At 57.6% G+C, this 12,894-nt stretch carries 10 protein-coding genes; 5 read left to right on the top strand and 5 right to left on the bottom strand.

All coding sequences use genetic code 11. The annotated features are described in order from the left end of the window. Window positions 1-60: 60 nt before the first annotated feature. The 3 genes from aglJ to VMC84_RS10585 all read right to left on the bottom strand — a co-directional run bounded on the left by aglJ (window position 61) and on the right by VMC84_RS10585 (window position 5,161). Complete coding sequence (gene aglJ, locus VMC84_RS10595; protein ID WP_325380419.1) at window positions 61-960, bottom strand: S-layer glycoprotein N-glycosyltransferase AglJ; 900 nt, start codon at window positions 958-960, stop codon at window positions 61-63. A 6-nt stretch (window positions 961-966) separates the two neighbouring features. Beyond that, window positions 967-3,840: an oligosaccharyl transferase, archaeosortase A system-associated gene (locus VMC84_RS10590; protein ID WP_325380417.1), complete on the bottom strand. Its 2,874-nt coding sequence runs from the start codon at window positions 3,838-3,840 to the stop codon at window positions 967-969. Window positions 3,841-4,015: 175 nt separating this feature from the next. Then, the gene (locus tag VMC84_RS10585; RefSeq protein ID WP_325380415.1) at window positions 4,016-5,161 is read right to left on the bottom strand and encodes a glycosyltransferase; all 1,146 of its coding nucleotides are present in this window, start codon (window positions 5,159-5,161) and stop codon (window positions 4,016-4,018) included. A gap of 126 nt (window positions 5,162-5,287) precedes the next feature. Between VMC84_RS10585 and VMC84_RS10580 the strand changes: the two genes are divergently transcribed. Beyond that, window positions 5,288-6,328 (top strand): glycosyltransferase family 4 protein, encoded by a 1,041-nt coding sequence (locus tag VMC84_RS10580; protein WP_325380413.1) that lies wholly within the window; start codon window positions 5,288-5,290, stop codon window positions 6,326-6,328. A gap of 3 nt (window positions 6,329-6,331) precedes the next feature. Further along, window positions 6,332-7,456 (top strand): glycosyltransferase family 1 protein, encoded by a 1,125-nt coding sequence (locus tag VMC84_RS10575; RefSeq protein ID WP_325380411.1) that lies wholly within the window; start codon window positions 6,332-6,334, stop codon window positions 7,454-7,456. Here the strand turns inward: VMC84_RS10575 and VMC84_RS10570 are convergent. Next, a complete protein-coding gene (locus VMC84_RS10570) occupies window positions 7,435-8,316 on the bottom strand; it encodes a glycosyltransferase family 2 protein (protein WP_325380409.1) in 882 nt (293 codons plus the stop codon). The two genes, VMC84_RS10575 and VMC84_RS10570, sit on opposite strands and share 22 nt — an antisense overlap. Before the next feature lie 19 nt (window positions 8,317-8,335). Then, window positions 8,336-9,787 (bottom strand): B12-binding domain-containing radical SAM protein, encoded by a 1,452-nt coding sequence (locus VMC84_RS10565; RefSeq protein WP_325380407.1) that lies wholly within the window; start codon window positions 9,785-9,787, stop codon window positions 8,336-8,338. 84 nt (window positions 9,788-9,871) lie between these two features. Between VMC84_RS10565 and VMC84_RS10560 the strand changes: the two genes are divergently transcribed. From VMC84_RS10560 to VMC84_RS10550, 3 genes are read left to right on the top strand one after another with little or no spacing between them, the layout of a single operon-like run. Next, window positions 9,872-10,714 (top strand): glycosyltransferase, encoded by an 843-nt coding sequence (locus VMC84_RS10560; protein WP_325380405.1) that lies wholly within the window; start codon window positions 9,872-9,874, stop codon window positions 10,712-10,714. 1 nt (window position 10,715) lies between these two features. After that, a complete protein-coding gene (locus VMC84_RS10555) occupies window positions 10,716-11,774 on the top strand; it encodes an NAD-dependent epimerase/dehydratase family protein (RefSeq protein WP_325380403.1) in 1,059 nt (352 codons plus the stop codon). A gap of 11 nt (window positions 11,775-11,785) precedes the next feature. Further along, window positions 11,786-12,865, top strand: coding sequence for an NAD-dependent epimerase/dehydratase family protein (locus VMC84_RS10550; protein WP_325380401.1), 1,080 nt, complete (start codon window positions 11,786-11,788; stop codon window positions 12,863-12,865). The last annotated feature ends 29 nt before the right edge of the window (window positions 12,866-12,894 follow it).

The following is a 12,894-nucleotide window of genomic DNA, read 5'->3' as shown; positions in this document are numbered from 1 at the left end:
TGTAAAAATGGTCAGCTAAATATAATAATGTTTTTACCCTTTTTATAAGCGATGGCGAGTTTAGCGCTTCCGTAGTTCCCGCAGCATCTCGCGCTGCACCTGCACGATCATATCGCTCAAATACCCGAAAATGAAGATCTGGACGCCCGTGATGGTCAGAAGCGCCGTCAGGATGGTCAGGGGCAGGTGGTTGATGCCCTTGAACCAGTCCAGGGTCACATAGCAGCCGACAGCCAGGCCCGCGATGACGAAGACCGCGCCTATCAGGCTCAGGTACAGCATGGGGTTGTAGGTCTTGCCGAGCTTGTAGATGGTATAGCCGATCTTGAATCCGTCCTCGAGGGGATTGAGCTTCGTGGGCGCGCCCGGCGCCCGGGCCCGGTAAGAGATTGGAACCTCGACCACCCGCAGGTCCTTTTTAATGCTCTCGACCGTGAGCTCGGCCTCGATGCCGAAGCCCGACTGGTTTAGGTCCATCAGCCTGATGGCCTTTTTATTGAAGGCCCTGTAGCCCGTGAGGATGTCCTCGAGCCTGACCCGGAAGTCCAGGTTAAACGCGTTATTCAAAATCTTGTTGCCGATGAGGTTGAGCCGCGTAAAAGCGCCCTTCTCGTAGTCCGCGAACCGGTTCCCCATGACGTGGTCGGCCTTTCCGGCCTCGATGGGGGCGATAAGCTTACCCACCTCTTCAGGCAGGTACGTCCCGTCCCCGTCGATCATCACCGTGACGTCCTTGTCGATGAGGGCGAAGGCCTGCTGCACTGCCATGCCCTTCCCCTTGCCGTCCTGGGAGACGACCCGGGCCCCGGCGGCCGTCGCCTCAGACACCGTATTGTCCGAGCTATTGCCGTCGATCACCATTACGTCCTCATAGCCCAGCTTCTTGAACCGGGCCACGAGGTCCCGTATGGTCTTGCCCTCGTTTAGCGTGGGGATCAGGATGCACACTTTGTCTTTCATACACGCTTACGTTATTTGCACGGTCGAGCCGCTCATGACGGCGCTCTCGGGCACGTCCACGCTCTTCGTGGTGTTGCCGTAGGTAATGACGTACTTTGTCTGCGGCATTATACCGTAAGAGTAGCCGTCGCCCTTCATCAGCTCGGTCGGGTAGGGCACGACGAACGAGTAGTAGCCATTCTGGGCTACTGTACTTGCCGTGTAGTTGAACGTCCGGCCCTGGTCCGTCTTCAGCGTGAGCGTGGCGGTGACGTTCGAGCCCTCCGGCGCGCTGCCCGTAAGCGTCGCGCCGTCGACCTTCTCGAAGATCTTCACGAATTTCGCCGGCGGCCTGGCATCATAGCCGTATAAGGTGCCTCTTGAGTCGGTGGCCACGACGAAGTGCCCGTACAGGTTGTATATTTGCGTGGCGTTATCCAGGTTGTTGAACGAGAGCGGATTGTTGAAGCCGGCGTAGCCCGTGTTACGGTTGATGACCTTCATGTTCACGTAGTAGGCGCCGGCCGACTCGTACACGAGGCGGTAGTGGCTCATGTTGTCCGCGTCCTCGTAGTACAGGCGGTTCATGATCGAGTTATCCCACTTTGCCGTGTCCTGCAGGATTGGCACCGTGTCCTGTGTTTGGTACATGCTAGAGCCGTCCGAGTACAGGTAGGTGCTGTTGACCAGGGACTCCCAGCCGCCGGTATCGCCGATCCAGGTCTGGATGGCGTAGAACTTGCCGGAGGCCATCTGGTTATCGATGGCCACGTACCTGCCGCCCACCTCGTCGAGCATCTTCACGCTCTGGTTCTCGTCCGTGGAGCAGAAGAACGGGGAGGCGCCCGTGGTGCCGTTCTCCTCGATGATGCCGGCCTGGAACGGGTTGGCGTTCGGTATCCGCTGGGCCACGTACTCGATGTCGTGGCCATAGTCCCACCAGCTCATGACGCCATAGGCGCTCGATGGGTAATCGTAGGTCTTATTCGCAGGGTCCTTATAGTACTGCCCGCTAGCGTAGTTGAATGTGGGGCTTATGGTATTACCCTGGGGGTCGGGCGTATGGCTCCGCATCCACATGAGGGCATCGTACCATTCATAAGGCAGCGTGGAGGCGCCGGAAGAAGCCGTCTGGAAGAGAACCCCCTCGGAGTTCGCGCCGGTCGCGTCGCTCATGGGCAGCGCGGGGTAGACGGCGATCAAGGCGAAGACCAGCACGACGAACACGACTGCGATGGTGCTTCCCGTGTTCTTTTTCAGGAAGCGCTGGAAGTTCTCCATGCCGTTGACCTTCTTTTTAAAGTCCGCCCAGTATTTATCCAGGTCCAACATCTGGAACGTCTGATACGCCAGGTATGCAGTCAACAACGCGGCGTTGACTCCCCAGTAATAGGTGAACCGATTCTGCGCCACCAGGGCCCAGGTCATGACCAGATTCCAGACCAGGAACATGATCTCGCCGGGGCGCTGTGAGCGGAACACGTTTATGATCAGCAGGATCAGCCCCAGGATCGCCGCCGGGAACGTCCAGTAGTAGTTCTGCCAGACCGTGTCGAAGCTGTACCCTCCGGTGGTCCGGCTGAGGAACGTCGGGTAGGCTTCCGCGATCGTGAGCGTCCCCCCGCTCGGGACCAGCTGGGTAAGGCTGTACTGCAGGATGCCGAAGAGATTGGGTATGATGAGGTCTACCAGTATCAGGGCGATGACTGTTATGCCTACGATGGCGACGGGGAACGTCCACTTCTCTGCCTTGCTCTCCTTCAGCACGCGTGCGACAGAGTATTCTACGCACACGCCCAGGAAGGCGAATATGAACAGCAGCGGCTGCGTAAGGGAATAGTATACCGCCGAGAAGGACAGGTTGGAAAACGCATACGGCAGCACCATGAGCGTCGGTATGAGGAAGACCAGGGCCGCCAGGACCACCAGGTAATCCAGCGATCTGCCCTTATAGTCGTCGATGAACGCCTGCAGCGTGAAATATACGAACAGCGTGAACGCCAGCAGTAGAGCGCCGACCCAGCTGAGCAGATAGCACCCCAAAAAGATGCCGGCCAGGGCGCCATAAATTAGAAGCATCTTGAGTGAGCCCCAGTCCTTGTTCTTTATCTGCTCAAGGCTGACGTTGGACTTTTTCGCCGCATCCAGCGCATAGACCATGCACGCGACGGTGCAGGCCATGAAGAGCACTTCGGCGACGTGATGGTCGAACGAGCCGAGTATGGACCTGTAGAAGAACGCGCCCGGCATGAAAGCAATGGCGACGGCCGCCACGAGGCCCGCCGGCCTGCCGAATAGCTTCTTGGCGATGTAGTAGACCGGTATGATGACCAGCATGCCCAGCACCGCGGGGTAGTAGGCGGCGACCGAGTCGGTCAGCAGCTGGCCGGGATTGCCAAGGCCTGCGATGAGAAGGAAGGCCGCGGGTATGAGCTCGAAGAGCGGCCCGAAGTGGATGGTGTTACCGTACGGGAAGTGGGTGAACGGGTCGTACAGGATCCTGAACGGGAAATGCTGGAGCAGGTTGTTCAGCAGCCTCATGTGGTAGACGCCGTCGTCTGCGGCAATGTTGACGTACGTCGAGCCGTTCAGCCAGGGCCAGTTGGTGAAAACGGCATCATGTGGAGGTACCACCCGGAGGTAGAGCATTAGGCCCATAAGGAGCACGATGGCAATAGTGTATATAGTTAAATTCGACTTTACGAAGTGGACCGCCTTATCGACAATAGACGACCGGTCCGCCGGCACTGCACTGGCCTGTTCGGCGACGGGCGTATCTTTTTTCGGCTTCTCCGCCTGTACCGCCTGCACGACGACCGGCTCAGGAGCGACCGCCTTTTCCTCCTTGACGGCCTTCTGCGATGATTTTAATGCCTTCTTCCCTTTCGATGGTTTCGCCATCCGCTCACCTTCATGGATAGATTAAGGGGTGAATGAGCACCATTTTACATATACCTTTCGTACAAGCAGGTTAGCGTACACGTGCTCGCCTTTTCACGCCCCCACGGACAGATAATAGGCCGGCTTCTGCATTTAAATTTTATCGTGCTATTATCCAACCGTATGCATGCCGGAGCTACCTGAGCATTGAGATAACGGCCCCGTATTTTTCCCCGACGGAGTCCCAACCACGCTTGGGGGGCTCATAGGGCCCCGGCTTTTCGGCATACAGCCGCATCAGGGCGTCACTGATCGCTGCCGTGTCACCGGGGGGCACGAAGCGCGTGCCCGCATAATCGGCCATAGACTCCTCGAGGCCTCCTACCCTGGAAACGACGATGGGCTTGCCGAAGGCCATGGCGATGTGCGCCACGCCGCTCTGCGAGGCCCTTAAATAGGGCAGCGCGACGACGTCGGCCGAGTTGAAGTACAGGGGTATGGCGTCGTCGGGGATGTACGAGTCCACCAGCGTGATGCGGTCCCGGTACGGGCTCGAGGCTATGGCCTGCGTGACGGCCTCCCGGTCCTCCCAGATCTCGCCCGCAATGAGCAGCCGTGACCGGCTCGCCATTTCCGCGGGCAGATCTCCAAAAGCCTTGATTAGGTTTGGGATCCCCTTGTAAGGCCGGATGAGCCCGAAAGTCAAAATAACGTACTCGCCGTCCAGCCCCAGCTTTTTCCGTGCCTCGGCCTGTGGCACGTGCCGGTACTGGTCGTAGAGGCCATGGGGTATTACCTGGACTTTTTCTTCTGGTATGTGGTACTTAGAGACGACGAGCTTTTTGTCCGACTCCGAGTGGGTCACGTAGAGGGCAGCCCGCCTCACCAGAAGCCGGCCCATGAAGCGCGAGTAGATCCGGATGGGCAGGATGGACTCCTCCAGGGGGTCCACCACCTCGTGGAACTCGATGATGACCTTTGCCCCGATAGCAGAGCTGATCAGGCTGATGAGCAGGTGCATGTGCGCCACGGACGAGGTCCACCACTGAAGGATGACGATGTCCGGGCGCTCCTTTTTCAAGAACTTATACGCCCGGTACCAGGTGAGCGGATTGTTGTAGTCCATGCCATTAAAAACAGATACATTATCGCTATAATCCAGGCTCGCGAGGTCCTTTCCCACGTGCCTGCTCCCCGGGAACATGAACTTCGGCAACAAATTCCGGAAGCAGACGACCGACACGCTATAGTCCTCGGCCAGGGAGTTGGCCAGCCGGATCGTATAATAGCTGATGCCGCTGAGGAATTTTTTCGATGGCCCTACTATACATATTTTCGTCATAGGCGATATAAAGGCGTCTATCCATCCTGCCGATATAAATAACTATATTACAGCAGGGTAGCGCAAGCCTCAAGAAAATATATTTATGGGCGCCGTATAATGGTTAGCCAGTAGTCGAGGCTTCGGATGAGAATTGCACAGGTATGCCCGCGATACAGGCCTTACATCGGCGGCGTCGAGACGCACGTGGAGGAATTAAGCAAACGGCTATTGCGCATGGGCCATGAGGTCACGGTACTTTCGACCGACCCCTCGGGCCGGCTGCCGAAGAGCGAGGCGATCGACGGCGTTAATGCCGTACGGTTTCCGGCATTCGCCCCTGGCGACGCCTATTACCTGTCGCCCGGGCTTCACTCATACATGAAAAAGGCGGAGTTCGACGTTGTGCACGCGCACGGCTACCATGCATTCCCTGCACTGTCCGCCGCAGCGTCGAAGGCCCCGAAGTTCGTTTTCACCCCCCATTATCATGGCAGGGGCCACACGCCCCTCAGGAACCTGTTATTAAAGCCCTACGCCTATTTCGGAAAGCGCATCTTCGAGATGGCGGACCGCGTCATCTGCGTCTCCGAATTTGAGAAAAGCCTCGTCTGCCGGGACTTTAAATGCGACGGCAAAGCAGTCGTCATCCCTAACGGCGTCAACAAGGCCGAGTTCAAGGGCCTGGAGCCCTTCCCCAAGGGCCTCAAAGTAATATTATACGTGGGCCGGCTGGAGGAGTATAAGGGCGTCCAGTACGCCATCCGGGCCATGCCGTTCCTTCCTTTTTATAGGCTGCTCGTCATAGGCAAAGGGCCGTACAAAGAAGCCTTGGTGAATGAGGCCGTCAGTTACGGCGTAAAGGACAAGGTGGGCTTCATGGCGGACCAGTCGCGGGCTGATCTACTGAGGTGGTACGCCACGGCGGACGTGTTCGTCATGCTGTCCACGGCCGAGGCGTACGGGATAACGGTCGCCGAGGCGCTCACGGCTGGCGTGCCCTGCATTGTCGCGAGGGGCTCCGCTCTTTCCGAGTTCGTTGGGGATTCCTGTAAAGGAGTAGACGTGCCCATCGCCGGCGAGAGGCTCGCCGAGTACGTCCAGGAAGCGCAGTTCAACGGGATGCCGAAGAACGTTCTCGATTGGGACGAGGTCGCAAGCCGAGTAGCGAAAGTGTACGGGGAATAGAGGATGGATACGGCGATCGTCACGACCAGGATGCTCGAGAAGGACGCCATCGGCAACTTCACCATGGCCTCGGCGGCGGCTTTGCGAAAGCTCGGGAAAGTTTCCGTGTATACATTCTCCTACGAGCGACCCCCGGTGGACGGCGTGGAAGTGCGCCTTCTCGGGAACCGCAACGGCCACGGCATCGATACGAACCTCCAGGCGCTACTGGCCACTCGCAGGCTGGCCCACGAGCTCTCGAAGTATGATGTCCTATTAGTAGTCAACCCCGACCTGGGCTCGATGCCCGCCTATCACCTGGCTGTGCGATATAACCCTAACCTGAAGATAATGTGGACGTTCCATGGCCTGACGCCTGCGCCTTATATGGATACGGCAAAAGACCGGTTTTTAGAGGGAGTCCGCCAGTGGGCCTATATCCGGTCCATGAGGCGCTCCGGGCTCGTCCAGGTGTTCAGCCGCTCTATGAAAAACGAGGTTACGCGCTGGGGCGTCAGCCAGTCGAAGATCGCCGTCATGCCCCTGGGCGTGGACCTGAGGCGGATGGCCAATGGTAACGGCCGGCGCGTCAGGGATAAGTACGGCATCGGCGACCGTTTTTTATTGCTTTACGTCGGCCGCCTGGTGAATTTCAAGCACGCCGACGAGCTCGTCATGGCAGTCTCGAAAGTGCCGAGCGCGGCGCTCGCCATCGTAGGCGGGGGGCCAGAGCGCGAAAACCTCGAGAAGCTCGCCGGACAATTAAGCCTCGACGGCCGGATTTTCCTCGCCGGGATGGTGCCCGACGGCGAGCTGCCGGACTACTACGCGGCCTGCGATGCCTGGACTACGGCCAGCAGGCACGAGGGTTTCTGTGTCCCGGTCATAGAGGCTATGGCGGCCGGTAAGCCGTGCATCGTGCCCGAGCTGGCGGCCATGCCGGAGACGGCCGGAGACGCGGGGCTGACATACCCGTCCGGCGATATAGAAGGGATGGCAAAAAAGATCAGGACGCTCATGGACGATAAGGCACTATACGGGCGGCTCGCCGCAAGCGCAAAGGCCCGGGCCCCGTCCTTCGATACGTCCGCGGTCATGGAGCGCTACGTGCGGATGGTCGAGGACTTTTACCGGACGAGCCCCTCGTAGGCCGCTTTCAGGATGACTCTTGCCCTGGCAGTCTGGCCCTGAACGAGGGCGACCACGGCATTGTATGCGATGAACTTACCGAAATAATACGGCAGGAACACGAGCAGCTTTGGCAGCCCTGCATTCCGTTTTTCAAAGAGGAGCATATTGCGCGTGCCATAAAAGAGCTGTAGGTCTTTGATCTTTCCCGTCGTGCCCGACACCTTATGCCACACGATCGACGAGGGGATATAAACGACGCGGTACCCCTGCTGGCGAGCCCGCATGCAGTAGTCGCTGTCCTCGTAATACAGGAACATCCTCTCGTCCAGCAGGCCGATGTCTTCGATAACCTGGCGTTTAATGAGCATGGCGCATCCCGAGACGTAATCCGTATCCTTCGCCTCGTCATACTGGCCGCCGTCGAGCTGGTTCTCGCCGATATGATGCGTGTCGCCTTTCCAGAGGTTGACACTGCCCCCGGCATACCAGAGGCGCTTTGGCTCGCTATAATAGTAGATCTTAGAGCCGGCGATGCCGATGTTCGGGTCGGATTCCGCAGCTTCGACCAGTCGTGACAGGAACCCGGGGTCCGCCTCGGTGTCGTTGTTCAACAAAAGGACATAGTCGGCCCCATCCTGCAAGGCTTGCCGGATGGCTATGTTGTTACCGCCGGCGAAGCCCAGGTTGGCGCCATTCTCGACGACCCGAACGCCAGGGAATGCTGACCGGATGGCCTCCACAGAGCCGTCCATCGAGCCGTTATCGGCAACGAGGATGCGGTACGAGGGGTAGTCTAGCCGCTGCAAAGACCCGAGACAGGCAAGCGTATCTTCCTTGCCATTCCAGTTGAGCAGGATGATAAAGACAGCTGGTTCCATGTCCGTTTCCAGGCAAACCTTATTTTATCAGGAGGCCGGCCAGTTGCCGTGCCGATCTTACCGGGTGCGCCATGCCCCGGAAAGCCGACCCCAGGGGGTCCCTCCGGAGCCTCCGGCCGAGAACATGCCTTTCCCAGGTCTCGTTCGCCAGTTTATACGCCTCGGTCAGTTCCGCGCTGGTCATGTGCTCCGTCCGGATGATGGCGTTGCACCCGCCGTCGTACATGTCCCAGTCCTTCGTCGAGATGAAGCCCTTGCCGTCGGCCAGGTCAAAGTATTCCGTCCCGGGGAACGGCGTGCAGATGGAGAACTGCAGCGAGTCGGGGTCCTGGGTCAGCGCGAAGTCTATCGTCTTCCGTACGGAGTCCCACGTCTCCCCGGGCAGGCCGAATGTGAAAGTGAGATGGACGTTTATGCCCAGCGCCTTGGTCTCTTTCACCATGGCCTTGAGCTTCTCGAGGTTCAGCCCCTTGTGAATGCCATCGATGATCGCCTGGTCGCCCGATTCGACGCCGTATTTTAGCGAGACCAGGCCGGCGTCCTTCATAGCCACCAGCATGTCACGATCCATCGGCGTCGAGCTCGCCATAATTGACCACGGGACGTTGATTCCCCGGGCTTTAATCTCATGGGCGAGCGTGATGATGCGGTCCTTCCCGATGTTGAAAGTGTCATCGTCGAAATAGATGGAATTAAACTTGTACTCGCCGATGAGCCATTCCATCTCGTCAACGACCTTTTTCGGGTCGCGGACCCGGTACTTCCGGGAGCCGTACATCACCTTCGGCCAGAGGCAAAAGATGCACCCGTACGGGCAGCCCCGGCTGGCCCAGATCTGCGTGTTGGGCTTTTTCATGCCCGCGAACTCGTCGTTATAGTTATACATCGGCAGGAAATGCCGGGCGGGCCACGGCAGCTCGTCCAGGTTCTCGATGAGCGGCCGGCGCTCGTTCACTTTGACCTCGGCGCCCTTACGGTACACCAGGCCTTTTACGTCATCGAGACTTTTATTCTTCGACAGGTGCTCCGCCAGGTCCAGCAGCGTATACTCGTACTCGCCGTAGAGGATGAAATCGATAAAGTCGTTCTTCATCACGTCGGCGAACAAGGCGCTGACATGGGGTCCGCTCAGGGCGACGAGACAGCCACAGGCTTCTTTGATCTCCCGGGCCGTGCTCAGGTCCACGGATAGCGATGGCGTGGACGTTTCGAGCAGCACGAGGTCGGCGCCGAACTGCTTTATCCGGTTGATGAAAGCGGCCGTATCGATGCCCTCCGCGATACCGTCCACGAGGCTTACCTCGATGCCGTTTTTCTCGAGCACGGCCGCCGCGTAGGCCAGGAAGAATGGGAAAGGCAGATAGCCCGGGACCTTACCGGTGGACTCGACCGTGAACGGCCATCGCGACCCGGCTCGAATACCTAGCCTGTTTCCCTTTTTCCAGGGGGCATTCCCTAAGAAGACCTTCATGCGACAATGGTTGATAATAATGATATATAACCATTATGTCTTATGGAATAATATTTATAGGATTTATTAGCTTTAGTTAAGACTATGCAGCCCCTGGAGAGACCACCTGTTTCTGTTTACGTCCCCTGCTATAATGCCGAGCGGTATATCGAAAAATGCATTCAGGCCATTCTCGCCCAGACCTACAAGGCTGACGAAATTATCATTGTGGATGACGGCTGTACGGACGGGACAGTCGATATCGCATCGAAATACCCCGTGAAGATCGTACATCACGGTAAAAATAAGGGCCTTGCTGCGGGCAGGAACACGGGGTTCAGGAGCGCCAGGAACGAGTTCGTGGCCGGGCTCGATGCCGATTGTATCCCTCAGCCGGACTGGCTGGAAAAGATCATGGGGCGTTTCACCGACGAGCGCGTGGCTGGAGTCGGCGGGAAGCTGCTCGAGAAGAACCGGGACACAATGCCTGACCGGTGGCGGTCTTCTCACATGGTACAGAACTGGGGGGATAAAGAGGCCTTTAACCCTAATTTTCTTTTTGGGGCGGATAACGTTTACAGAAAATCATGCATTGAAAAGGCGGGGTTCTTCAATGAAAAATACAGGACGAACTATGAGGACGTGGACATCGGCGAGAAGTTAAAGGCAAAAGGCTATACGCTGATATATACCCCCGACGCCGTCGTCTGGCATCTGCGCACCGATAACACCCGGTCTCTGCTGAGGGCGTGCTGGAATTGGAACTATTCCAACTGGCCCCTTACAACGAAGAACGTCCTTTACATTTTTAGCACGTCGCCGCTAAAAGCCGTAAGGATGGCCGCAGTGGATCTGGCCCTGGAAAGGGACGTGCGGTTCGCGCTATTCGACATCCGCCAGGGACTATACTGTATGTGGAGAGTATTAAAAGCAGTATCGGAGCGTTAACATGGACATACTTGTCACGGGAGGCGCGGGATTTGTGGGCTCCAACCTGGCTATCGCCTTCAAGAACGATACCGGCGGCCGGGTGGTGGCGATGGACAATCTCAAGCGCAGGGGCTCCGAGCTGAATATCGGACGCCTCAGGAAGAACGGTGTGGAGTTCATACACGGCGATATCCGGAATAAGGAGGACTTTGAGCCCGTCGGTAAAGTGGATACCGTGGTCGAGTGCTCGGCAGAGCCTTCGGTGATGGCGGGCATAGGCTCTTCTCCCGACTACCTCATCAACACGAACCTCATGGGCACGGTAAACTGCCTGGAGTTCGCGCGCAAGCGCGCGTCGACGTTCCTGTTCCTCTCGACCAGCCGTGTATATCCCGTTGAGACCATCAATAGCCTGAATGTCAGGGAAACGGAGACACGGTTCGAGCTGCTCGACGACCAGCCTGTAAGGGGCGCATCGTCCAGGGGCATCAGTGAGGAGTTCCCGCTGGACGGCGCCCGGACGCTGTACGGCGCTACGAAGCTGTGCTCGGAGCTCCTGATCAGGGAGTACGTAAACACTTACGGCCTGAAGGCGGTCGTCAACCGCTGCGGCCTGATCACGGGCCCGTGGCAGATGGGCAAAGTAGACCAGGGCGTTATTGTGCTCTGGGTAGCCAGACACCACTACGGGATGCCTCTCTCGTATATCGGGTATGGCGGCAAGGGCAAGCAGGTCAGGGATATGATCGATGTGAGAGACCTGTACCGCCTTCTCCGCATACAGCTGGCGCAGATCGATGACCATAGCGGTGCCGTCTATAACGTGGGAGGGGGCCCCGAGAGATCGCTGTCGCTTTGCGAGCTTACAGCTCTTTGCGAGAAGTATACGGGCCGGCGTATACCGATCTCCGGCGTTCCCGAGAACCGGCCCGGCGATATCATAACCTATATAACGGATAACGCCAAAGTTACCGGAAAGACCGGCTGGAAGCCGGAAATAAGTTCAGAGCGCACAATACGGGATATTGCTGAATGGGTAGAGGAGAACTCTGAGAGCCTGAAGCCCATTCTCACTTAGAAGGTCAGCATATGAAAACTGTGCTAATAACGGGCTCGGCCGGCCTGATCGGTTCGGAAGCCGTGAGATTTTTTACGGCAAAGGGCTTTAAGGCCGTAGGCATCGACAACAACATGAGAAAGGTGTTCTTCGGCGAAGAGGCCTCCACGGAATGGAGCGAGAAGAGGCTGGAATCGGAGGTCCCGGGTTACGAGCATTATAGCGAGGACATAAGGGATGCGCCCGCCATGGAGCGTATAGTGAAGAAGTACGCGGACGACATAGAGCTCGTCATCCATACGGCGGCCCAGCCGTCGCACGACTGGGCGGCGAAGGACCCGTTCACAGATTTTACCGTCAACGCTAACGGCACGCTGACTATGCTGGAGACGACAAGGAGATATTGTCCCGATGCCGTATTCATATTCACTTCGACGAACAAGGTTTATGGTGATATGCCCAATACGCTCCCCTTGATCGAGCAGGAGACGCGGTGGGAGGTGGACCCGTCGCACCCTTTTGCCGAGCACGGCATCGACGAGTCGATGAGTATTGACCACAGCAAGCACAGCCTTTTCGGGGCCTCCAAGGTGGCCGCGGACGTAATGGTACAGGAGTACGGACGGTATTTTGGCATGAAGACTGCATGTTTCAGGGGCGGATGCCTGACCGGGCCGGGGCACTCCCCTACGAAGCTCCACGGCTTCCTGGCCTACCTGATGAAGTGTACCATGACCGGTGAGCCGTACACCATACTTGGATATAAGGGCAAGCAGGTCCGCGATAACATTCACAGCTATGACCTGGTCAATGCATTCTGGGAGTTCTATAAACATCCGAGAAGCGGGGAAGTGTACAACATGGGCGGCAGCCGGCATTCGAACTGTTCCATGGTCGAGGCCATCGGGATGTGCGAGCGTATCACGGGTAAAAAGCTCAACTATACTTACCAGGATACGAACCGTATCGGGGACCATATATGGTATGTCAGCGACGTGAGGAAGTTCAGGTCGCACTACCCGGGATGGGAATATAAGTACGATATAAAGGGGATACTCGAGGACATCTACAGTCGAGCCAGTTATTCGAACGTTGATGGGAACTGCGCGTGAGGGGAAATTTAAGGTTTCTGAGCGGCGCC

It is taken from the genome of Methanocella sp., from assembly GCF_035506375.1.
In the GTDB taxonomy this organism is placed as follows: Archaea; Halobacteriota; Methanocellia; order Methanocellales; family Methanocellaceae; genus Methanocella.
Note: the sequence above shows the minus strand (reverse complement) of the source record. Positions and strands in the feature narration are given on the sequence as shown.